Origin of the sequence: Providencia sp. PROV040, assembly GCF_032706145.1 — a bacterium.
GTDB lineage: Bacteria > Pseudomonadota > Gammaproteobacteria > Enterobacterales > Enterobacteriaceae > Providencia > Providencia hangzhouensis.
The window spans coordinates 3,033,372-3,057,024 of the sequence record NZ_CP120530.1 but is presented as its reverse complement, the minus strand read 5'-3'; the positions used below and the strand labels follow the sequence as shown (position 1 = coordinate 3,057,024).

The 23,653-nt window shown below is 37.9% G+C and carries 16 protein-coding genes and 1 tRNA gene; 12 read left to right on the top strand and 5 right to left on the bottom strand.

Annotation, left to right across the window (positions count from 1 at the left end):
* Positions 1-69: 69 nt before the first annotated feature.
* The 3 genes from dsrB to mgtA all read left to right on the top strand — a co-directional run bounded on the left by dsrB (position 70) and on the right by mgtA (position 4,205).
* Positions 70-261 carry a protein DsrB gene (dsrB, locus tag P3L40_RS14105; protein ID WP_004255792.1) on the top strand — a complete coding sequence of 64 codons (192 nt, stop codon included), beginning with the start codon at positions 70-72 and terminating at the stop codon, positions 259-261.
* 393 nt (positions 262-654) lie between these two features.
* On the top strand, positions 655-1,353 hold the full coding sequence (locus P3L40_RS14100) for an MgtC family protein (protein ID WP_004255789.1): 699 nt from the start codon (positions 655-657) through the stop codon (positions 1,351-1,353).
* Between the two features lie 149 nt (positions 1,354-1,502).
* Positions 1,503-4,205, top strand: coding sequence for a magnesium-translocating P-type ATPase (gene mgtA, locus P3L40_RS14095; protein ID WP_110591504.1), 2,703 nt, complete (start codon positions 1,503-1,505; stop codon positions 4,203-4,205).
* 159 nt (positions 4,206-4,364) lie between these two features.
* Here the strand turns inward: mgtA and P3L40_RS14090 are convergent, their stop codons facing one another.
* Positions 4,365-4,676, bottom strand: a complete 312-nt coding sequence (locus P3L40_RS14090) for a DUF5339 domain-containing protein (RefSeq protein ID WP_004255760.1) — start codon at positions 4,674-4,676, stop codon at positions 4,365-4,367.
* Positions 4,677-5,723: 1,047 nt separating this feature from the next.
* Here P3L40_RS14090 and fliZ point away from each other — a divergent pair.
* Complete coding sequence (gene fliZ, locus P3L40_RS14085) at positions 5,724-6,242, top strand: flagella biosynthesis regulatory protein FliZ (RefSeq protein ID WP_004255757.1); 519 nt, start codon at positions 5,724-5,726, stop codon at positions 6,240-6,242.
* Between the two features lie 220 nt (positions 6,243-6,462).
* Here the strand turns inward: fliZ and putA are convergent, their stop codons facing one another.
* A complete protein-coding gene (putA, locus tag P3L40_RS14080) occupies positions 6,463-10,446 on the bottom strand; it encodes a trifunctional transcriptional regulator/proline dehydrogenase/L-glutamate gamma-semialdehyde dehydrogenase (protein WP_136135480.1) in 3,984 nt (1,327 codons plus the stop codon).
* Between the two features lie 499 nt (positions 10,447-10,945).
* Between putA and putP the strand changes: the two genes are divergently transcribed.
* Positions 10,946-12,430, top strand: a complete 1,485-nt coding sequence (gene putP, locus P3L40_RS14075) for a sodium/proline symporter PutP (protein WP_004255751.1) — start codon at positions 10,946-10,948, stop codon at positions 12,428-12,430.
* Between the two features lie 75 nt (positions 12,431-12,505).
* Here putP and cycA read toward each other — a convergent pair whose 3' ends face one another.
* Positions 12,506-13,906, bottom strand: a complete 1,401-nt coding sequence (gene cycA, locus P3L40_RS14070) for a D-serine/D-alanine/glycine transporter (protein WP_096864671.1) — start codon at positions 13,904-13,906, stop codon at positions 12,506-12,508.
* A 255-nt stretch (positions 13,907-14,161) separates the two neighbouring features.
* Here cycA and P3L40_RS14065 point away from each other — a divergent pair.
* A tRNA-Lys gene (locus P3L40_RS14065) sits at positions 14,162-14,237 on the top strand.
* Between the two features lie 186 nt (positions 14,238-14,423).
* On the opposite strand, the gene P3L40_RS14060 is transcribed toward P3L40_RS14065, so the two are convergent.
* A complete protein-coding gene (locus tag P3L40_RS14060) occupies positions 14,424-15,422 on the bottom strand; it encodes an acetyltransferase (RefSeq protein ID WP_136135481.1) in 999 nt (332 codons plus the stop codon).
* Between the two features lie 557 nt (positions 15,423-15,979).
* Positions 15,980-16,417, bottom strand: a complete 438-nt coding sequence (locus P3L40_RS14055; RefSeq protein ID WP_004255743.1) for an antitoxin HicB — start codon at positions 16,415-16,417, stop codon at positions 15,980-15,982.
* 1,648 nt (positions 16,418-18,065) lie between these two features.
* On the opposite strand from P3L40_RS14055, the gene flhD reads away from it, so the two are divergent.
* The 6 genes from flhD (at position 18,066) to cheW (ending at position 23,588) form a co-directional block, all read left to right on the top strand.
* Positions 18,066-18,416 carry a flagellar transcriptional regulator FlhD gene (flhD, locus tag P3L40_RS14050; RefSeq protein ID WP_036957860.1) on the top strand — a complete coding sequence of 117 codons (351 nt, stop codon included), beginning with the start codon at positions 18,066-18,068 and terminating at the stop codon, positions 18,414-18,416.
* Entirely contained in the window at positions 18,413-19,003 is a 591-nt protein-coding gene (gene flhC, locus P3L40_RS14045) for a flagellar transcriptional regulator FlhC (protein WP_004255732.1), read from the top strand. The genes flhD and flhC overlap by 4 nt, the downstream gene beginning before the upstream one ends.
* Before the next feature lie 97 nt (positions 19,004-19,100).
* Positions 19,101-19,988 carry a flagellar motor stator protein MotA gene (gene motA / locus P3L40_RS14040; protein ID WP_036957858.1) on the top strand — a complete coding sequence of 296 codons (888 nt, stop codon included), beginning with the start codon at positions 19,101-19,103 and terminating at the stop codon, positions 19,986-19,988.
* 7 nt (positions 19,989-19,995) lie between these two features.
* Positions 19,996-20,913 (top strand): flagellar motor protein MotB, encoded by a 918-nt coding sequence (gene motB / locus P3L40_RS14035; protein WP_210852621.1) that lies wholly within the window; start codon positions 19,996-19,998, stop codon positions 20,911-20,913.
* 103 nt (positions 20,914-21,016) lie between these two features.
* Positions 21,017-23,074 (top strand): chemotaxis protein CheA, encoded by a 2,058-nt coding sequence (gene cheA, locus P3L40_RS14030; protein ID WP_136135230.1) that lies wholly within the window; start codon positions 21,017-21,019, stop codon positions 23,072-23,074.
* Positions 23,075-23,090: 16 nt separating this feature from the next.
* Entirely contained in the window at positions 23,091-23,588 is a 498-nt protein-coding gene (cheW, locus tag P3L40_RS14025) for a chemotaxis protein CheW (RefSeq protein WP_004909833.1), read from the top strand.
* Positions 23,589-23,653: the final 65 nt, after the last annotated feature.

Below are 23,653 nucleotides of genomic sequence, written 5' to 3'. Positions count from 1 at the left end.
ATTTTTAATGACGGGCTTTTTCGTATGCGCTACATTTATGGTTAATATATTTTGCTGGAAAAGAATGTTATGAATATTAATGACCGTGTTTATGTAAAAACAGACGGAGAAGAGCGTCGAGAAGGAACTATTTTACTTATTGAACCCTTCAATGAAGGGGTAATGTATTTAATTGCATTACCTGATTACCCTGAAGGTATTTGGTTCTTTAATGAAAAAGAAGGCGATGAAGGGATTTTTGTTACGCCAATTGAAAGATAAGTTCAATTTAATGGGCACTTTGTCCTTTACTTAATAATTTTCCCCACTTATACTCCTTCCATCTTTTACTTAGGAGATTATTACTTGGACAGTCAGAGTTGGAATAAAAACTTAATTTAATGGCAAGCCAGTAATCGTCTTTTCTTTTCACTGCTTGCCACAACGGCGGGCGGTGTCTGATGTCTCCTCATCATACTACTCCCTTATAATTGTATTTCATTAGATAGCGTATTATAGCTGTATTGAGTGTGTATTATGTTGGTCTATATTTATTCTTTATTTCCTCCAGGCAATAGCTAATGGTTTTTGAGTAATTATTTTACTCAAAATATGGCTATATGCTTTTTATTAAGCATATAAATCATTATCCAAGTTATTTTTGGAGGGATTATCATGCTTTTTTCCCCTGATATTTTAAATTTGCTGTCTGCTATGTGTTTTGGTGCATTAATTGGTGCTGAGCGCCAGTGGCGTCAACGAATGGCGGGCTTGAGAACTAATGCACTGGTTGCAACCGGAGCGGCGGTATTTATTTTAAGTTCTGTAACAACATCACCTGATAGTCCTGGTCGTATTGCTGCCCAAGTGGTGTCAGGAATTGGTTTTCTCGGTGCGGGAGTGATTATGCGTGAAGGCATGAACATCCGAGGCCTAAATACTGCGGCAACGCTTTGGTGTTCCGCGGGAATCGGTGTTTTATGTGGATTAGGCCAGTATTCTTTGGCCTTGATGGCAACGTTATTAATTTTATGCGCCAATATTTTATTAAGAGAAGCGGCTTCACGAATTAATAAACAACCACAACAGCAAGCACTTGATGTAGAGCAACGTTATAAAATTCGCGTGATGTGCCATCAAACGGATGAAATTTTAGTAAGAACTCTTATTTTACAAGCAATTAATGGACTGCATATTCGGCTGCAATCGTTAAGTAGTGCAGACACACTAAAGCCTGAGCAGCTAGAAGTGTGTGCTGAATTTCTTGCGACACCTGCCGAGCAAAAAGAAATTGAAGCATTGGTATGCAGAATAAGCCTTGAGCAAAGTGTTAGTGCTATCAATTGGAAAGTGGCATCAGAGCTACCGGCCTGATGACTTTAAATTAACTCACTATAGGAGCTGAAATGGACGACCACCCTCCGTCATGGAGTAGTAAATTGGAGCTATCTAACTGATAATAAACTAATTTTATTTCAGTTGGATAGCGTTAAAATCACGAGTGTTGTATTCGAGACAACGTTATGACTGAAATAAGACAACCGCGCAAAAGCGTCAAAGCCGCTGCACGCCAAAAATTTATTGTTGGCGAACAAGCGAGTAAAAATATTGAGCAAGTGCTCAATGAATATCAAACAAATCTATTAGGCTTATCAGAGAATGAGGCGATGGACCGTCTTGTGACTGAAGGTGAAAATGAAGTTGCTCATGAAAAAGCCCCTCCAGCATGGAAGCAACTACTCACTTCTTTTAAAAATCCATTTATATTCGTACTGATTGTATTAGCTGTTGTTAGCTTTTTTACGGATTATGTTATTCCTGAACGCCAAGGCGAAGAAACAGATTTAACCGGCGTGATTATTATTGTCACAATGGTTTTATTGAGTGGTTTTTTACGTTTTTGGCAAGAGTATCGTACCAATAAAGCTGCGGAAGCATTGAAATCCTTAGTTCGTACGACGGCTACTGTATTTCGTCGTGATAATAAAACGGGGCGTTCTGTTAGAAAAGAGGTACCGATCAAATGCTTAGTACCTGGGGATATTGTGTTGTTATCCGCTGGAGATATGGTTCCTGCTGATTTAAAGCTAGTCGAATCAAGAGATTTGTTTATCAGCCAAGCCATTCTAACAGGGGAATCAATACCCGTAGAAAAATACGACACATTAGGTGATGTTTCAGCCAAAAATTTAGATCCGGTATCGCCAACTGAAAATGAATTGTTAGAAATTTCAAATATTTGTTTAATGGGAACCAATGTTACCAGCGGGACGGCGCGTGGAATTGTGGTGGCAACAGGCGGGAAAACCTATCTAGGCTCGTTGGCCAAATCTATTGTGGGGAGTCGTGCGCAAACTTCGTTTGATCGTGGTGTGAATAGCGTAAGCTGGTTATTGATTCGCTTTATGTTAGTCATGGTACCAATCGTCTTACTTATCAATGGGTTTACAAAAGGAGATTGGTTCGAAGCAACACTATTTTCACTGGCGGTTGCCGTGGGTTTAACACCGGAAATGTTACCGATGATTGTTAGCTCGAATTTAGCCAAAGGTGCAATTGCCATGTCAAAGCACAAGGTGATTGTTAAAAGGTTAAATGCTATCCAAAACTTTGGCGCAATGGATGTGCTGTGTACGGATAAAACGGGAACATTGACGCAAGATCGTATTATTTTAGAACATTATTTGGACAGCAATGGGCAAAAAAATAGTAAAATTTTGCAACTAGCTTGGCTAAACAGCTTCCACCAAAGTGGGGCTAAAAATATGATGGATCAGGCAATTATTCGTCGTGGTAGAGGGAACAGTGAAGTTGAGCAGCTAAAAGCATTCCAAAAAATTGATGAGTTACCCTTTGATTTTATTCGACGCAAATTGTCAGTGACAGTACGAACACCGAAAGGCGAAGCTCTACTTATTTGTAAAGGTGCCGCGGAGGAAATGTTAGCTGTCTGCCAAAGTTACCAACAAGATGGTGAGCTGCATTTACTTGACGACCAAGCAAGGGTAAAAATTACTGAGCTAGTGAGTGATTACAACAGACAAGGATTTCGTGTATTGTTACTTGCAACTCGTCGTTTGAATGATGCAGAAGCCAGCTTACCGCTTTCTGCTCAAGCCGAGTATCAGTTAGAGCTACAAGGCATTTTAACTTTTCTTGACCCAGCAAAAGAAAGCGCAATTTCAGCCATTGCAGCACTACGTGAAAATGGCGTTACGGTTAAGGTGTTGACGGGTGATAATGCCATTATTACCGAAAAAATCTGTCATGATGTTGGCTTAAACATCAGCGAAATCATGACGGGTTTAGAAGTTGAAGAACTGACAGACGAAGAGTTAAGCCAGAAAGTTGAGCAAGTTTCAGTTTTTTGTAAATTAACACCATTGCAAAAATCCCGTATTTTAAAGCGGTTACAAGCAAATGGACATACCGTTGGTTTTCTCGGTGATGGGATCAACGATGCGCCCGCATTACGTGATGCTGATGTAGGAATTTCAGTTGACACAGGGACGGATATTGCTAAGGAATCTGCGGATATTATCCTACTTGAAAAAGACTTAATGGTATTAGAGCAGGGGGTAATTAAAGGGCGTGAAACTTTTGGTAATATTATTAAATACTTAAATATGACCGCGAGCTCTAACTTTGGTAACGTATTTTCTGTATTAATTGCCAGTGCATTTATTCCCTTCTTACCGATGCTAGCCATTCATTTGCTCGTTCAAAACTTACTGTATGATATTTCCCAGCTTGCATTACCCTGGGATAAAATGGATAAAGAGTTTTTAAAACGTCCTCGCAAATGGGATGCGAAAAATATTGGCCGCTTTATGATTTGGATTGGACCAACCTCATCTATCTTTGATATCACAACTTTTGCGTTAATGTGGTATGTATTCCAAGCGAATAGTGTCGCTCATGAAGCGCTGTTCCAATCAGGTTGGTTTGTTGAAGGTTTACTTTCACAGACGTTAGTTGTTCATATGTTAAGAACACAAAAAATACCGTTTATACAAAGCACTGCCGCATTACCTGTTATGTTAACAACAGGGTTAATTATGGCTCTTGGTTTATATATTCCATTTTCTTCATTTGGTGAAATGATAGGGTTACAACCGTTACCAATAGAATATTTCCCATGGCTCGCTCTCACATTAGTCAGTTATTGTGTTGTAGCTCAACTAATGAAGCAATTTTATATTAAACGTTTTGGAACGTGGTTATAAAATAATGTTAAAAGGTGTGAGGCTAAAGGAGTCTTGCACCTTTGGGTAGCTATATCGTATGGGGTATTTGATATTCATTGTAACTCATTAATATTCATAAAATAAAAAGAGCCACAATAATAATGGCTCTTTTTGATTACAGAATAAAAAGAATAGGGCTTATTGCAGGCCTAAAGCAGTTTTCATCTGTTTCATTGCATCAATACCCTGTTGGCAAGCTTTATCTTGCTGGTCTTTAGGTAGTGCAGCAACCTGTTTTTTACCCTCTTCCAGCTGACCTTTCATTGCGTCTAACTGAGCTTTTGCTTGCGGGTTTTCTGAAGCTTTAGCAATTAAGCTATCAACTTCAGCGAAGTAAGCGTTACAAGTTTCAGTTGCGCCAGCAACTTCACCTTTTTTCTCTTCTTCTGAACAAGCAGTGATTGTCAGTGCCAATAAACCCATACCACAAGCTAAAATCAACTTTTTCATAATCAACCTTATTAAAATTATTTATATAGCGAATTGAGTATATAAGAGATGTTTTTAATATCAAACGTGACAAATCCTAAAATAATACATCGGTTAATTAATTAAATTTCAATTTAATTGGGCTATCGTATTTTGTTTTAGCTCATTTCCGTTACATAAATTCACGGAGATAAATAAGTTGTTTTTTATCATTATGTTATAGATTTCCTTTAACTATTCTATGTTTGTCTAGAGTAATTGGTAAGTGGAAGAAAAATGGAAAGCAGATAAAAGAAGTATGAGGGCTATTAGGGTAAGGGGATAATGGTTAGTTAATTTAATAAATATATTTTTTGACGAAAATTATGTTTTAGCTACCAAGATAGAATAATACGACATACGTGTATTTACCTATAAAAATGCCTATATAAGCCTTTTTAATATCGTTATAACGTTTTTTTATATGCGATTAAATATATTAAAAAATCGTTTATTTGTAACAAAATGTTTACGGGCGAATGATAAGTTTTCACTATGAAATATTTATAGAATTAATGGCTGTTCATTTAAGATGCAATTATAGATGTGAAAGGTGAGCTAGTTCACAAATTTAAGAATAAAACCTTTGTATAGGTACCAGTTTGATTTTTAAATTAAATTTTCTTTGTACGAAGATGAAATTATCAGGTAGAGTCTTTGTTTTTAAGCGAACTAATGAAGAAATATCGCTTAACTTATGGTTAATGATAAGTGTACAGGGTTAACGACAATTAAGTTAATTTTGTTGACGCTAACTCAAATTCATACCAAAATTGACTCACCGTAGAAATTCGCCAAAGAGCGAGAGACGGGTTAGAATGTTTTTAACAAAGGGCGATAACTTTTCTTACTGTACATTTTTAGAATGATGAGTTCTCTAAAGGTAAAGTAAGGATATATGATATGGGTTCACCATATCGCAATGCAACATAGCAGATATTATATTAATGCTATGGGCATACAATGTATGTAGCCTGACTTATCTGGTTACAATTTTATATTTAGACTTACACACAGGGCTTTACCATTATGTCTGCTTCTATTGTAAAGAAACGGCCTCTGAGTCGTTACATCAAAGATTTTAAACACAGCCAAACTCATTGTGCACACTGTCACAAAACCCTTGATCGCATCTCTTTAGTTTTCAACGATGACATCTTAAATAAAGAAGCTATCGCTGACATGACTGAATTGGTTGATGAAGGCACTTGGGGGGAGCTGCAAGATAAATTTACTGCACTTTGTCGTTTTTGTAGTGAAATTTATTGCAATAGTAATACTGATTATTTTGATATTATGTCATTTAAACAGTATTTATTCTTACAGACTGAGATGAGCCATAGTACGGTTCGTGAATATGTTGTTCGCTTACGCCGTTTAGATGAATTGTTATCTTCCTCTAATTTTTCTATGAAAGAATTTACTGCGAGTAAAGTTCAAGAAGAGTTGAGTGAAAAAATGACAGATTCTGCATTTAGTAATTACAATATTGCATTACGTAAATATGAACAATATTTATTCTGGGAATCAGAAAAGTGCAATAATTAGAATGACATATTGAAAATAAGCATTGCTATTTTCTTTGTTGTTTTTAAGTAATGGTGTCCTCGTGGACACCTTTTATGTTTTTAGCTGACAGCTCTTTGGGATAGCACTTATCTGATAGGAAGCACGACAGTTATTCTTATGAGATAAGTGTATTTTTAAATAAATATGTAATCATGTATGGCCTGGCCTTCGTAGATAACGAAGCCAGGCCTTTTACTTATTACCCAATCGTCATTAAGCTAGCATTACCACCTGCTGCAGCGGTATTGACACTCAATGAGCGTTCATGAAGTAGGCGTTCAGTCAGCAAGTTAGTTTCACCACGTTCAAAGCCTTGAACTGAAATAATTGGCCCTTTACGTTGTGCAACCACCGCGCAAACTTCTTTTAACTGATCGCTGTCACCATGATAAATAACCCCTTCGATTGGCTCTTTCGATTCTATCCAGTTTTTGGTTATCGATATGGTTTTTCTCACTTTTTCAGGTAGTGACTTAAACAGCTTCTGATGGAGCTCACTATCTGGCCATAACACCTGACAACCCGCAGAAAGTACAGCTGTTAGCTGGGTTAAGCAATCTTGTTCATTATCGCTAAGGCATAAAATCAAACCACGCGGGCGCAAGGTATAGGTATTTCTTTCTCCTGTTGGGCCCGGTAATACACGGGTGGTTCCTGTTTGACTATGGCGTGTAAATAGCTCAATCACGGAAGGCGAAATAACCGAGTTTTGTTTTTCAGACCATTGTGTAAGTGCTTCAAATGGCTCAAGTAAAATAGTTTTAGCACTGGCATCCATGGGTAAATGGCTATCTTGTCGCTCTAAGGTATTTGAAACTGCGCTATCTGGACGTTCGCTTAATAAACGGTAAAGGTATAATGGCCCACCTGCTTTAGGCCCAGTTCCAGATAAACCTTCACCACCAAAAGGTTGCACCCCAACAACGGCACCAACCATATTGCGGTTTACGTACAGATTGCCAACTTTAGCTTTTGAAACAACTTGGTTGATAGTTTCATCGATACGAGTGTGAACACCAAGTGTCAGTCCATAACCGGCTGCATTAATTTGTTCAACAAGTGCTTCTAACTCATCTCGTTTAAAACGTACAACGTGCAGAACAGGACCAAAGATCTCTTTTTTCAGCTCACTAACATCATCAAGTTCTATTAATGTTGGCTTAACATAGGTTCCTTCCTGTTGCTCTTGCTGATCATCATGGTTCTCAAATGCTGCTTGGAAGACCGATTTCCCTTTGCTGCGCATTTTTTGAATATGTTGATCGATATTCTCTTTTGCTTCATGGTCAATCACAGGGCCTATATCGGTTGATAAATGCTCAGGGTTCCCCATACGGTACTCTTCCATTGCGCCTTTTAACATACGAATCGTTCTATCTGCGACATCCTCTTGGATACATAAAATGCGCAGTGCCGAACAACGTTGGCCCGCGCTATCAAAAGCAGATGCGACGACATCAGTGACTACTTGTTCTGTGAGTGCAGAAGAATCAACTATCATTGCATTTAATCCGCCAGTTTCTGCAATCAGCGGGGTAGGCCGGCCTTGTGCATCTAAGCGCCCTGCAATATTACGTTGAAGTAACCCTGCGACTTCTGTTGACCCTGTAAACATGACCCCGCGAACACGAGTATCACCAACGAGTTGAGCGCCGATGGTTTCACCTTTACCCGGTAAAAATTGCAGTACATCGCGTGGAATACCCGCTTGATGTAAAATAGACACCGCGATAGCGCCGATTAATGGTGTTTGTTCAGCTGGTTTCGCGAGTACGGTGTTACCTGCTGCGAGAGCGGCAGCAATTTGGCCTGAAAATATTGCTAACGGGAAGTTCCACGGACTAATACAGACCACAGGCCCTAAAGGACGGTGCGTGTTGTTATCAAAATCGTTTTTGACTTGGGTTGCATAGTAATTAAGAAAATCTACCGCTTCCCTAACTTCCGCAATTGCATTGTTGTAGGTTTTACCAGCTTCACGCACTAAAATATCTAACAGTGGCTGTAACTGTTGCTCCATGAGATCAGCGGCTCGTAATAAGATGGCCGCTCGTTCAGAAGGAGGCGTTGCGAACCAGATAGTACCCGCATCGTTAGCGGTATTTAATGCATGTTCAGCTTCTTGTTCTGTTGTTTCACGAACGTGGCCGACAATATCTTTGTGGCAGGCAGGGTTAATAATTGGTGTCGCATCGGGCAATGCTTGCGAAGCTTGGAAGTCGCCCCCTAACAGTGGTTCTGCCATTTTTTGCTGCATAGCCGCACTCAGTAGGGCACTTGATAGCGAAGCCAGTCGATGCTCGTTTGATAGGTCAAGCCCCATCGAATTCACACGCTCTTGGCCATATAAATCACGTGGTAACGGAATTTTTGGATGCGGTAAGCCAATTTGTCCTTCAGTTTTAGACAGTTCTAAAACATCTTTAACTGGGTCGGCAACTAATTCATCTAGAGGAATAGTGGCATCAGCGATACGGTTTACAAATGAAGTATTTGCGCCATTTTCTAACAATCGACGCACCAAGTAGGCAAGTAGCGTCTCGTGAGTACCGACTGGTGCATAAATACGGCAAGGGCGGTTTAGTTTGCCATCAGCAACCTTACCAACCACTTGTTCATAAAGTGGCTCACCCATTCCATGTAGGCATTGGAATTCGTATTGACCAGGGTAGTAGTTTTTACCTGCAATTTGGTAGATAGCAGAGAGAGTATGTGCATTATGTGTTGCAAACTGCGGGTAAATTAAATTGGGAACCGACAACAGTTTTCGTGCACAGGCAATATAAGAAACGTCAGTATACACCTTACGCGTATAAACTGGATAACCTTCTAGCCCATCCATTTGTGCGCGCTTGATTTCACTGTCCCAATAAGCACCTTTTACTAGGCGGATCATTAAGCGACGTTGGCTGCGTTCAGCTAAATTTATGATTGAGTCAATCACAAATGGGCAGCGTTTTTGATAGGCCTGAATTACAAAGCCAATCCCATTCCAACCCGCGAGTTGTGGCTCAAAACAGAGTTTTTCTAGTAAATCTAAAGAGATTTCTAAGCGGTCGGCTTCTTCTGCGTCAATATTAATCCCTACATCGTATTGATGCGCTTGTAATACAAGGGATAATAGGCGTGGATAAAGTTCTTCCATCACACGAGAGTATTGTGCGCGGCTATAACGTGGATGTAATGCAGATAGCTTAATTGAAATACCAGGGCCTTCATAAATGCCGCGGCCATTTGATGCTTTACCAATCGCGTGGATAGCTTGTTGGTAAGACACCATGTAATCTTGTGCATCTTTTTCCGTTAATGCGGCTTCGCCCAGCATGTCGTAGGAATAGCGGAAGCCTTTATCTTCGAGCTTTCGTGCGTTAGCGAGTGCTTGGGAGATAGTTTCGCCAGTAACAAATTGCTCTCCCATAAGGCGCATCGCCATATCAACACCTTTACGCACCAGTGGTTCACCACTTTTACTAATGATGCGATTAAGTGAGGTTGAGAGTTTAGCTTCATTATGCGTAGAAACTAATTTCCCCGTAAATAGCAGACCCCAAGTTGCGGCATTAACAAACATTGAGCTACTTTGGCCGAGGTGTGATTGCCAGTTTCCATTGCTGATTTTGTCACGGATAAGTGCATCACGAGTTGCTTTATCAGGAATACGTAATAAGGCCTCTGCGAGGCACATTAATGCGACACCTTCCTGAGATGAAAGTGAAAACTCTTGAAGTAAGCCTTGAACCAAACCTGACCGGCCGATACCATTTTTTTGATTACGCAGTTTTTCAGCGATTGAATAAGCTAATTTATGAGCAGCTTCAGCTTGTTCTGTAGGGAGCTGTGCTTGTTGTAACAACATTGGTACGGCTTGTGTTTCAGGAATTCGGTAAGCAGAAGTAATTGCAGAGCGTTTTACAGATTGTGGTAAAATGTGCTCTGCGAAATCTAAGAATGGTTGATAGTTAGATTCAACGGTGGTGTCTTCATCAGAAGTTTGATTTTCTTTTACATCGATACCCGGTGCGAGCTCTGGAAAGGCTTGGCCATTATCGAGTTGTTCTAGGTAATTATAAATAGCTTGTTTGATAAGCCAGTGTGATGTGCGGTCAAGACGCTGAGCGGCATTTTTAATGCGTTCACGAGTTGCTTCATCAAGTCTCACACCCATAGTTGTTGTGCTACTCATCTTAATTCCTCTAGGTCACGAGTCATTTTAATCAAAAAGTTACACCACATTATCTTAATGTTGCAACTTTGTGCAACATTGTTAAGCGTGATTTCTGAAGAAAATGTGAAACATATCGGGTTTTTTAAGTTTTAATATTTTCAAATAAATCATTTTTGATTTATTTATTATATTTTACATGTAGTTATATTTATTTTGTTTTAGGTGGAATAGTTAAACATTCGATTGTGAATTTAAGTTTAAATTTTAACATTTGTGATATGGATTCTATTTATGCAATAAAAAATAGTTAATTTCTTGTTAATTTAATACGACTCTGTCTAGGATGGGGTAGCTAAGATATTAAGTTAGTGCAACACAAACAATCACAACCTATTTGGTGTTCGCACAGATAAATTAAATATGTGCAATAAAGTGCAACACTATGAAGTTACAAGTTATCAACGGAAACTTATAAAGATAACTAACAATTTTAAAGCTACTCAATGGAGAAAACAGGATGACTGTAAGCACTCCGATGATCATTATGTTCGTCGTATACATTACTGGCATGTTATTAATTGGCTATATGGCCTATCGCTCAACGAAAAACTTTGACGATTATATTCTGGGTGGAAGAAGTTTAGGCAGTGTTGTAACTGCATTGTCTGCTGGTGCTTCAGATATGAGCGGTTGGTTACTCATGGGGTTGCCAGGTGCGATTTTCTTGGCCGGGATTTCTGAAAGTTGGATTGCTATCGGTTTGAGTCTCGGTGCATATCTTAACTGGTTATTTGTTGCTGGGCGTTTACGTGTCCAAACAGAAAAAAATAATAATGCGTTGACATTGCCAGACTACTTTACTAGCCGTTTTGAAGATAACAGTAAGATTTTACGTATTATTTCTGCTGTTGTGATTTTAGTTTTCTTTACGATTTATTGTGCTTCAGGTGTGGTCGCTGGTGGTTTGTTATTTGAAAGCACATTTAATATGAGTTATGAGAAAGCGATGTGGTTAGGGGCATTAGCGACTATTGCTTACACTTTTTTAGGTGGCTTTTTAGCCGTAAGTTGGACCGATACTGTTCAAGCTTCATTAATGATCTTCGCATTGATTCTTACACCTATTGTTGTAATCCTTTCTTTAGGGGGAATAGATACCTCTATTGAAGTGATTAAGGCTAAGAATCCTGAATATCTTGATATGTTTAAAGACATGAATATCATCGCAATTCTGTCATTATTAGGTTGGGGATTAGGCTATTTTGGTCAACCCCATATCTTAGCGCGTTTTATGGCGGCGGACTCTGCTCGTACTATTCGTTCTGCTCGACGTATTAGTATGACATGGATGGTGTTATGTTTAGGCGGAACGATTGCGGTCGGTTTCTTTGGTATCGCTTATTTTGAAAATAACCCGGCTTTAGCGGGTTCGGTAATGCAAAATAATGAGCGTATATTCATGGAACTAACGGGAATTTTGTTTAACCCATGGATCGCCGGTATTTTATTGTCAGCTATATTAGCAGCGGTAATGAGTACGCTAAGTTGCCAATTATTAGTTTGTGCGAGTGCGCTAACGGAAGATTTATATAAGCCTTTTATCCGTAAAAGTGCCAGCCAAAAAGAGTTAGTTTGGGTAGGGCGTTTTATGGTGTTATTAGTCGCTGCAATTGCCATTTACATTGCTCGTGACCCAAATAATAAAGTTTTGGCTTTAGTGAGTAATGCATGGGCGGGCTTTGGCGCTGCATTTGGTCCTGTTGTTTTAATTTCTGTAATGTGGAAACGAATGACGCGTACAGGTGCACTTGCAGGAATGATAGTCGGTGCTGTGACAGTATTAGTTTGGATAAAATACAAATGGTTTGATTTGTATGAAATCATCCCAGGTTTCTTATTAGCAACAATCGCTATTGTTGTTGTGAGTTTAATGACTAAAGCACCAAGTGCAGCAGCTCAAGCTCGTTTTGATGAGGCTGAGGCAGAATATAAAGCAAGCTAATCGAGCAAGTTTATAAACGAAAAAGGCCGAGTAACGATACTGTTATTCGGCCTTTTTGCTATTTATTATTCATCATTATTGGTTCTTTCTGCGCTTAGCGAACTGGTAACCAATGAATAGTAAAATAAACCAAACTGGTGTGGCAATTAAGGCTTGTCTTGTATCGTGCTGGAATGCCAATAGCACGACCATAAAAGCGAAAAAAGCGAGGCTTAGCCATGACATCACAATTCCAGCAGGCATTTTGTAATGAGATGCTTTGTGCATTTCAGGGCGTTTTTTACGGAAATTTAAATAGCTATATAAAATCATGCTCCAAATAAACATAAAGAGAATAGCAGACACGGTGGTGACTAGCGTGAATGCATGCATAATATCAGGAATAAAATAGATCAGAACAATACCAAAGCTGAGGCAGATACAAGTAAAAATTAGCCCAGTAGCCGGCACGGCTTTTTTTGATAATTGGCTGAACTGCTTTGGCGCATCCCCTTCTTTTGAAAGCCCAAAAAGCATTCGACTGGTGGAAAATACACCACTATTTGCGGAAGAGGCTGCGGAAGTTAGCACCACAAAGTTAACAATGCTTGCCGCTGCGGGTAGGCTTATCAAGACAAACATCTCTACAAATGGGCTTTTATCGGCCAATATGGTTCGCCAAGGTGTAACAGCCATAATGACAATTAAAGATAAGACATAAAATGCAATAATTCGGATAGGGATCGCGTTGATAGCTTTTGGCAAAGATTTTTCTGGATCGCGTGTTTCTGCTGCTGCCGTACCCACCAATTCAATTCCCACAAACGCAAAAATAGCAATTTGAAAGCCAGCAAAGAAACCACTGATCCCCATAGGGAACATTCCGCCATCATTCCAAATGTTACTTAAAGATGCCGTGTGACCCGTAGGGGATTGGAAATTCATGGCAATTAATGTGCCACCTACTGCAATGAGAGCCACAATGGCAACAATTTTTATCATGGCGAACCAAAATTCGAGCTCACCGAAAAGCCTGACAGAAACTAGGTTAAGCGTTAATAAGGTGACCACGCAAATAAATGAGGTTACCCATTCAGGAAAATCAGGCACCCAAAAGCTCACATAGGATGTAATGGCAATGATATCGGCAATACCGGTGATAACCCAGCAGAACCAGTACGTCCAACCGACAAAAAAACCTGCCCATGGACCGATAAGGTCAGCAGAAAAATCACTGAATGATTTGTAGTTCAGATTAGAAAGTAGCAGTTCACCCATTGCGCGCATCACAAAAAATAGCACAAAACCAATTATCATATACACAAAGATAATCGATGGGCCTGCGAGTGAAATGGTTTTGCCAGACCCCATAAATAAGCCTGTTCCAATTGCTCCACCAATCGCAATAAGTTGTATATGGCGGTTACTAAGGCTGCGTTTTAGCTGATTACGATCAGCATTGGGTTGTGTTGATAGTGAATTCGCATTTTCTTCCATACTAAAGATGTCCGTAGTGGTTTGTGATAATTAGCCACAGTCTTTTTTTTAATTTTGTGGTTATGTTTGCGTGAAATATTGTGACACAAATCTCAATTAGAGTAAGGAAAAGTTATCTTGTTAGGAGCGAAGTGATGTTTATTCAAGCATTAGTTTTCTTAAATTTTACATTCGCAACTTAAAATTAACTTAGGTAATAAAAATAGCAGAATCATATTGACTGTAGCAATTGTTAGGCGTTAAATATTTTGTATCGGGTTGTTAGCTCAGTTGGCAGAGTAGGTGACTCTTAATCACTCGGTCGTGGGTTCGATCCCCACACAACCCACCAATATTTTCAGTGAGTTAGGTGTTAGTTGCGCTACTTATGCGACCATTTGGGACGTGAACATTAAATACTGCATCAATTTGTTTGGCGTGTTCAGTTATTAAGTTTGATACATTACATCCGTTCTCATTGTTTATATCAATAATATATTTGATATTTAGAGACTATGCTATCATATCTATCATAAAGCTATTCTTTCAATTTATTAGATCTCAATACTGGTTCAATAAACCAATGAATAATTGAGTTTGATGCTAGTAAAAGTGCAATTGTAATTGTAGATAGAGTAAATGCTATTATTAATAATAAATTTAGTTCCATATCTAAAAAACTTAATGTTTGTAATATTACAAAACAAATAATTGGATGGATTAAATAAACACCTAAAGCATTATTTGATATTTTTGCATATTTTTGAGTTGATAAAGCAAAGTAAATAATAATCGAACCCAGTATTAGGCTTATTACAAAATCGAAAATATAGATAATGAATGAGTTTAGAATTAAATTAGTCTTGATTGCACCGAAAATTATCTCATAAAAATCGTTTCGATAATTAAGAAAGGTAATCGCTAAAAATGCTATACAAAAAATAGTGATAATAGGCTTTTTCCTTAACGAAAATATATTTTGATTATGGATAAAATAAGCAATGACAAAAAATGGGAAATATAAAATAATTGAAAAAAAGCTAGAAATCGGCATTAGGTAATTCTTTGTTATAAATGATATTATTAGTGATGTGATTAAGATTGCAGATAGGTTAAATTTGTTTGATTTAAAGCTCTCTGGTAATAATAAAAAAACAGCTTGCCATATAGGTGTTGCTAAAAAGAACCAAACCCCGTACTGAGGAGAAAACAAGTATTTTTTAAAAGTTAACTCACCGGTGAAGTAAAGTGGAACCATGTCGATTGTTTGAAACGTAAAATAAATTATAAAGGCAGGAAGAAGGTGAGATTTTAACTCTTTCCATGTTGTATTTTTTGTTATAAATGCGACTATAAATACAAACATAGGAATTAATGTTAAGTCAAAAACAGTAATAAGCAACGAATATTTGTTTTTATCAACTAAATTTAAATAAAAATTAAAAACAATTAATGAACTTAATATTAATTTTAGCGTTGGCCAATATGGTTGGCCAACGTTTTTTATATTCAAGATTAAGTGATTTTCTTTTTTCATATATATGCCCTATATAAAAATTAATTTATTGTACCTCATTGGGGTTATAATTTAAAAGAAATTATTTTAGTAATTACGAAATGAGAGATAATAAGTCTAATATTGATTAGTCTTTTTCCGTTAATATTTTATTCTTATTGTAAGAGGGAACATGATTTAGGAATTGAATATAAGTTTATTGCACAATTTTGTATCACTTAATGGCAAGATAAGAATCACAAACTTTTAGGTCTAAGAACTAAAAAATGAGAGATAACTGAAAGCAGAGTTATTTTTGATTGGGTAAAGTATGATTTGATTGAAATTTAACCAGTTAGGGGAGGGATGTTTGAAATAGAACGCAGTTGTTCTTTAGCACGTGAAATGTACAGGGAAAACGATTGAATAGCAGCAGAGGATGAGAAGCTAGGGAGCTAAATTTAACTCAAGTCTCTGCTATTACATAAGAATCTAATGATACTTTTTAGTATCAGCAAAAAATAAATCAAGAATTCTAGGGCTATTTCAGTGATAACTTTATTATATAGTCCTTGGATGATGATTAGCTTATATTGTTATCAAATATTTTTTTGAGTCACTGTAATTGAAGGCTCGACGCCCAATATGTATAAGGCTTGTTCTAAAAGGTCAATTTTAGATGTGTAATGAATATCCAGTAAGCGTTCTATCTGTTGTGCATTGATATTCAATCTGCGAGCGAGATCGACGCGTTGCATTGCAGAGTTGAGAATAGCGTTATGCAAGGCAATTTTTAAGCAACAGATTATGGGTAAATAAACCGTAAATGCTTCACTATTTTTTTGTTGTGTTGCTAATGGAATTGGTTTTCTGAGTTCGATATGTTCTGCAAAAGAGGCTAGCAAAATTTCTTGGGCTTCTAATTCAACATCTTCTTTACAATAGCTAACTCCTTGAAGGTCAGGAAAATCACTAAAATTGATCTCATATACGTTTTCTTCCTCAATAAATTCTATTGTTGCCTGATAATTGAACATATTTTTCCTTCAAATTATATTTCAGAGTGCTCAGTGTTGCACTGGAGCATGAGGAAAACAAGTTTATCAATTAACTTATGTGGCCATTTCTTTCTCCATTTTTGTATCTATTGATCCTACATGTTGTTATGAGGGGGTTGTTAGTACAATTAATGTGATTTTCCTAACATAAATTCAGCAATGTGAGAATCGCTTTATTCGGAAATTATTGAGAAACAAAGAAAACAAGTGTGAAGTTTGTCTCAAATTGAGAAATATTTTTTTCCATAAAAATCCTAATAAATTAGCTTCTTTTATAAGCAAATGTCTCACTGAATTATTTTAACTAAAAGTTATTTATTTTTTAATCTTTCATTATCTGATTAAGCAATTTTACTTAAGGTAACTTGATGGTTAGGGGGTTTTGTTAAAATAAAAGTATATAGTAATCATTTGTTATTATAACATTGAGTTATTAAAATTATTATGGTTACGTGAAAATGGCTAAAAATGATAAGTACGAAGACAATTAATAATACCTTTAGTGCTTTTTATTTTGAGCACCAACTGAATATTTTAAAAATGATATAAAAAATATTTGGAAAATAGAATGTTCTTAATTGAAACCTACATTTTTTGCTCTTAACACAAAAGTGATAGGTTAGCGTAGGTTGATCTTTTTATTAAAAAAAAATGAATTTTTTGCCATTTTACATAAAAAATAAATATTAATTAACCCAAAAAAACTACTCTAATGAATTAATAACAAAATGATCACTTGAAATAATAAATATGCAAAAATATCTTACAAAAATATTTAAGCTGAATAAACTTTCATTATTGGTAATCGACGTAAATTTTATTAGTTTTATTAATATTACAGGGTGATGATACTTATTTTATAGTTTAATGATTCTAATGAAAATGGAAGTGAATACTTAATATGTATGACAATATAATGGTTGTTTATATGATAACTGCGATTGAATAATTTTGAACGATGGCTGTAATATATATCAAACTTATTGAAAATTAATGATTAAATTTTATTCCAATAATGCCGATAAAGCCTTAATACAGTAATGTATAACTCAGTTTCTTAATACTAAAAATTGATTTGGATCAATATATTGTTTTTGATGTTATGCTTGGTTTATTAGGCTTAATAATCACATGTAAAGAGTGATTGATTTGATTAAAATCCTGGCATTTTGCTTAGGTTGACTCAAAATGTTGTGGATATTTAGGATAAGGTAATAGAAGATAAAGAAATAATGAAGATTATTTAATGAATTAATGGGTAATCACCCTATTGATACAAAAAGAAACATAAGTACCTTGAATAGTTAATTTAGTGGTGCATAATAATTGGCGACTAATAATGACATCAGCAATTTCTGATTTTTATGGAAACCGCTAATTTTTTAGTCATTCTTTATTGTTGTAGGTATTCAGGAAATATATTTAATTTAAGTTTGGAAGCTTGTGTATTTGTACTCCAAATTGGGTATTTTTAATGGATAACATGGGGAAATTAATGGAATTACATTTACCCAATTTAATTAATTTTTTAATTTAATAATTTGAATACACAATACTTTTAAATTCATATTTGTTCTTTTTGCACACAGATCGCACAGATGTTGATAATATTCGGAAAGGAAAAAAAATGAGCTCGACGACAGATTTTCTGAAGCATATATACGATATTAACCTCTCATATTTGCTATTAGCCCAAAAACTCATCTCTCAAGAGAAAGCCTCTGCGATGTTTCGTCTAGGTATCTCTGATGCAATGGCAACTACTTTAGCAGACCTTACACTCCCTCAATTAGTCAAATTAGCAGAGACAAACCAGTTAATCTGCCAGTTTAGATTTGATAATAGTGAAACAATTGAAAAACTAACTCGTGATTCAAGAGTTGATGAATTACAACAAATTCATACAGGTATCTTACTTTCGACCCGATTATTGCAAACGCATAATGAGGGCGATACTGAAATAGCGAGAAAAAGATGAGTACCGCAGCTGAAAAAAGTATAGTCCAAGAAGCGAATGACATTCGACTAGCCATGGAATTGATCTCTTTGGGCGCTCGCCTTCAAATGTTAGAAAGTGAAACGCAAATCAGTCGCGGTCGTTTAGTTCGTTTATACAAAGAGCTAAGAGGTAGCCCTCCACCGAAAGGAATGTTACCTTTTTCTACAGATTGGTTTATGACATGGGAACAGAATATTCATTCATCCATGTTCTATAATGCTTATCAATTTTTACTGAAAAGCGGCCAATGTCGTGGTGTTGACGCTATATTAAAAGCCTATAGGTTATACCTTGAACAGTGTATTCCAGAACCCGGCGAAGAACCTTTGTTGGCTTTAACACGTGCTTGGACGCTAGTCCGTTTTGTGGAAAGTGGCATGTTACAAAGTTCACAATGTAGTTGTTGCCATGGCTCTTTTATTACTTACGCACATATTCCTGAAAATAGCTTCACTTGTAGTTTATGCCAACCGCCATCACGCGCAATAAAAAAACGTAAACTTTCCGAACATCTAGCCGATATTACGGTATATCGACAGGATGGCATTACTAAAGCGGTAATGTAATTGGATTGATTTGGTTAGCAGGCAAAATTTTTTGCCTGTCACTCCTAATATTCCCTTTGACTGCCATCTGTTAACCAACGGAGTGAAAGGGAATATTGTGTTAATACTCATCGGGTATATCATTGTTACAGTTGCGGTTATTGGCGGATATATAATGGTCGGCGGCCATTTAGGTGCGCTTTATCAACCCGCTGAATTTGTCATTATTTTAGGGGCAGGTTTAGGTGCTTTTGTTGTTGGTAACAGTGGCAAATCCATCGTCGCCTTGTGCAAAGTATTACCAAAACTCTTTCGTCGTTCCTCTTACAATAAAACAATGTCAATGGATTTAATGGCATTGTTATTTCAATTACTTAATAAATCGCGCCAACAAGGGTTACTTGCACTTGAGAAAGATATTGACAATCCAAGTGAAAGTGAAATTTTCTCCCAATATCCCCGTATTTTAAAAGATGAGTCCACCATGATGTTCATTGTGGACTATTTACGTCTGATGGTGAGTAGTAACTTACAAAGTCATGAAATTGAAGCATTAATGGATGAAGAATTAGAAACTTTTCGTCAAGAAAATGAAGTACCTGCTTCGGGGCTAAACATGGTCGGTGACTCTATGCCTGCATTTGGGATTGTTGCGGCCGTCTTGGGTGTCGTGAATGCCTTGGGCTCAGCAGACCGTCCCGCAGGTGAACTTGGTGCTTTAATTGCTCATGCAATGGTTGGTACATTTTTAGGTATTTTAGTGGCTTATGGCTTTATTTTGCCTTTAGCTGCGCTGATTAGGTTGCGCAGTAGTGAGCAATTGAAAATGATGGAATGTATTAAAGTGACTTTCCTCTCTGCATTGCAAGGGTATGCTCCTCAAATTGCGGTTGAATTTGGCCGTAAGGTGTTATTCAGCGCAGATAGACCTTCATTTGTTGAACTTGAAGATAAAGTTCGAGAAGTGAAAGTAGGTGCTCGCTCACAAGAAACAACTGAGGAGTAACAAACGAATGGCAGCCAATACACCTCATGTTATTCGGGTTAAAAAGCGCAGTTCACATCATCAAAACGGACACGGCGGTTCATGGAAAATTGCTTATGCCGATTTTATGACGGCGATGATGGCGTTTTTTTTAGTGATGTGGTTGATCTCAATTTCAAGTCCTCAAGAATTAACACAAATTGCTGAGTATTTCCGTACTCCCTTGAGTACAGCTATCAACCCGGGAAGTAAAAGTGGTGATGCCACAAACCCTATTCCTGGTGGAGGTAAAGACCCGATTTTCCGTGATGGGGATGTGATGCCAGAGCCCAATAATATTATTGATGGAAATGCAAACTATCGTTTTGAAAAATTAAAAGAGTCCCTTGAGCAGGCTATTTTAAAAGACCCCCGTTTGAATGAATTAAAGCCACATTTATTGATTGATATGATTAATGATGGGCTACGCATTCAAATTGTTGATAGTGAAAATCGCCCAATGTTTAAAGTCGGTTCGGCAACGGTTGAACCGTATATGCGCGATATTTTGCGTGCAATAGCACCACTTCTTAATGATGTTCCTAATCGAATTAGTATCTCCGGTCATACTGATGATCTCGCTTATGCCAACGGCGCCAATTACAGCAACTGGGAGCTTTCATCAGATCGTGCAAATGCTTCGCGCCGTGAATTGATTCGCGGTGGAATGGATGAAAATAAAGTATTACGCGTGGTTGGGATGGCTTCAGCCATTCATTTAGACAAAGAAGATGGTTTTGCCCCGATCAACCGCCGGATAAGTATCATTGTGTTAAATGATGAAGAAACCAAACAAATTCTCCGCGAATACGATGGCGCCAAGCCGATCAATGATGTGCTGAATAAACCGCAAAAACCCATGCAAGAAACGGCTGTGGGTGTTGTCGCTGCGGTGAAAATATCGTGATGAATTGCTGTTATTTGAATTTATTACATAACTTGTTTAGTTGTCTGCCGGGGGTTCCGGCAGTCAGCGTTAAGTGAAACTTAAGCGAAATTGGATAAAAACCATGGATATTACCGAGTTTTATCAAACATTTTTCGATGAGGCTGATGAGTTGCTCAGGGATATGGAACAACATTTACTTGAGCTTGATCCTTTTGACCCGGATAGCGAGCAGCTAAATGCCATCTTCCGCAGTGCCCACTCAATCAAAGGAGGGGCTGCAACCTTTGGTTTCACTCAGTTGCAGAATACAACTCATACATTGGAAAACCTTTTAGATAAGGCGCGTCATGATGAGTTAACCCTCACGCCTGACATAATTGATGTTTTTCTTGATGCTAAGGATGTCATGGCATCACAGTTAGATGCCTATAAAAATGACTCTTTACCGGATGAAGATACCTTTAAGCGTATTTGTGAGGTGCTTAGCCGGGTTGAAAATAGAGCGGAAGAGGTCGCTGAGACAGGTACTGCGATAGCTGAAACTAAAGTTGAAGATGCGGTTGTTGAAGACACACCCGCGAAGCAAGGTGAATATTCACACTGCTTTATGATCTCGTTAAATCAGCTCAAAGAAAATGAAGTTGATTTATTGGCGGATGAGCTCAGTTTATTTGGGCATTTATATCATACTGAAAAAACAGCAAATAGTTTACAAGCATGGGTAGGAACTAATACGGATATTGATGATATTAGTGGGGTGCTATGTTTTGTGGTGGATGAATCGCAAATTAGCCATGAAGTAATTTCATTTGCCGATTGCCTCGCTTTTTCAAAGGAAGAAACGTTATTAAATGATGATAAAGTTGCAGCGAATGAAGTCACAGAGCCTCAAGTAGATACTCCGCAAAGCTCGGCAAAACCTGCTGCACCCACCACGGCTAAAAAAACGGCAATCGCTAAACCGAAAGGGGATTCGAGCAGCATTCGTGTGGCTGTAGAGAAAGTTGACCAGCTGATTAACTTAGTGGGTGAGCTGGTGATTATTCAATCAATGTTGACCCAACATAGTCAACATGTCGATCAGAACGAATACAGTGATTTGTTAAGCTCAATCGTACAGTTAGAGCGTAATTCCCGCGCTTTGCAAGAATCCGTCATGTCAATTCGTATGATGCCAATGGACTACGTATTTAGCCGTTTCCCGCGCATGGTACGCGATATCGCTTCCAAATTAGGTAAAAAAATTGAACTGAAAGTAGAAGGAAGTTCGACTGAACTCGATAAAAGCTTGATTGAGCGCATTGTTGATCCACTAAATCACCTTGTTCGCAATAGCCTCGACCATGGGATTGAAAAGCCAGAAGTTCGTGTGGCAAATGGTAAGTCGGAAGCCGGAACATTAACCTTAGCGGCAGCACATCAAAGTGGCAATATTTGCATTGAAGTGCGTGATGACGGCGCAGGGCTAAATCGTGAACGTATTTTGGCAAAAGCGAAGTCACAAGGCATGAATGTGCATGATGGGATGAGCAATGATGAAGTTGCGATGCTGATTATGGCACCGGGTTTTTCAACCGCAGAGGTAGTGACAGACGTTTCGGGACGCGGTGTTGGAATGGATGTGGTGAAACGAAATATCCAAGACATGGGCGGCCGTATTCAAATCGGTTTTACCGAAGGTAAAGGTACCATTATCCGCATTTTATTACCGCTCACTTTAGCCATTTTGGATGGTATGTCTGTGAAAGTAGCGGAAGATGTTTTTATCGTTCCATTGAGTGCCATTATCAGTACCTTGCAGCCTCGGCAAGAGGATATTTATCGCTTAGCGGGAGAAGAAAAAATGCTGCTTGTGCGAGGGGAATATTTGCCACTTGTTGAATTACACCAAGTATTTTCCATCGAAGAAGCCGAGCGAAATTTAGATAACAGTATTGTGCTGATTATTCAAAATGCAGGCCACCGTTTTGCGTTGTTAGTTGACAAGCTCGTCGGGCAACAGCAAGTGGTGGTGAAAAACATTGAAAGTAATTATCGCAAAATCCCTGGTATTTCCGCAGCAACGATTATGGGCGATGGCTCTGTTGCATTGATTTTAGATGTGGCTGAGCTGCAAAAAATGAATAACAGCATTTTGATTAAAAAGAAACAGCAGGTTTCTCAACCTGTCGTGCACTAAATAGAGGCCATACACCATGTCTATGTTAGATGATGATTTAAATAAACACGAAGAAGAAAAAAACGGCGAAGGCTACCTCATTTTTACCTTGGGTGAAGAAGAGTATGGCATTGAAATCTTAAAAGTGCAGGAAATTCGTGGCTATGAACAAGTGACTCGTATCGCGAATACCCCTGATTTTATCAAAGGTGTGACTAATTTACGTGGAGTCATCATTCCAATTATTGATTTACGGGTGAAGTTTTCCCATGAAAACGTGGTGTATAACGATAACACGGTCGTTATTGTGGTGAATTTAAAAGATCGCGTTGTCGGTATTGTCGTCGATGGGGTTTCGGATGTGCTGGTCTTGAATGAAGAGCAAATTGCGCCACCACCTGATTTTGCGGTGACATTATCGACCCAATATCTGACAGGGCTCGGAACATTAAATGACCGTATGTTGATTTTAGTCGATATCGAAAAATTATTAACTAGCGATGAAATGGCGCTGATTGACAGCATGGCTGAGTAATTCTCAGCCTCAATAATTGTTCAAATAATAATAAGTCATTAACTAAAGTTTTTGGTTGGATGACC

What these genes read in the sequence shown, in the direction of transcription:
- P3L40_RS14090 (WP_004255760.1), bottom strand. Translation starts at nt 4,676, where the DNA reads ATGAAAAAGTTGATTTTAGCTTGTGGTATGGGTTTATTGGCACTGACA.
- cheW (WP_004909833.1), top strand. Translation starts at nt 23,091, where the DNA reads ATGTCTATGTTAGATGATGATTTAAATAAACACGAAGAAGAAAAAAAC.
- flhD (WP_036957860.1), top strand. Translation starts at nt 18,066, where the DNA reads ATGAGCTCGACGACAGATTTTCTGAAGCATATATACGATATTAACCTC.
- P3L40_RS14060 (WP_136135481.1), bottom strand. Translation starts at nt 15,422, where the DNA reads ATGAAAAAAGAAAATCACTTAATCTTGAATATAAAAAACGTTGGCCAA.
- mgtA (WP_110591504.1), top strand. Translation starts at nt 1,503, where the DNA reads ATGACTGAAATAAGACAACCGCGCAAAAGCGTCAAAGCCGCTGCACGC.
- putA (WP_136135480.1), bottom strand. Translation starts at nt 10,446, where the DNA reads ATGAGTAGCACAACAACTATGGGTGTGAGACTTGATGAAGCAACTCGT.
- motB (WP_210852621.1), top strand. Translation starts at nt 19,996, where the DNA reads ATGGCAGCCAATACACCTCATGTTATTCGGGTTAAAAAGCGCAGTTCA.
- P3L40_RS14100 (WP_004255789.1), top strand. Translation starts at nt 655, where the DNA reads ATGCTTTTTTCCCCTGATATTTTAAATTTGCTGTCTGCTATGTGTTTT.
- dsrB (WP_004255792.1), top strand. Translation starts at nt 70, where the DNA reads ATGAATATTAATGACCGTGTTTATGTAAAAACAGACGGAGAAGAGCGT.
- P3L40_RS14055 (WP_004255743.1), bottom strand. Translation starts at nt 16,417, where the DNA reads ATGTTCAATTATCAGGCAACAATAGAATTTATTGAGGAAGAAAACGTA.
- cheA (WP_136135230.1), top strand. Translation starts at nt 21,017, where the DNA reads ATGGATATTACCGAGTTTTATCAAACATTTTTCGATGAGGCTGATGAG.
- flhC (WP_004255732.1), top strand. Translation starts at nt 18,413, where the DNA reads ATGAGTACCGCAGCTGAAAAAAGTATAGTCCAAGAAGCGAATGACATT.
- fliZ (WP_004255757.1), top strand. Translation starts at nt 5,724, where the DNA reads ATGTCTGCTTCTATTGTAAAGAAACGGCCTCTGAGTCGTTACATCAAA.
- putP (WP_004255751.1), top strand. Translation starts at nt 10,946, where the DNA reads ATGACTGTAAGCACTCCGATGATCATTATGTTCGTCGTATACATTACT.
- cycA (WP_096864671.1), bottom strand. Translation starts at nt 13,906, where the DNA reads ATGGAAGAAAATGCGAATTCACTATCAACACAACCCAATGCTGATCGT.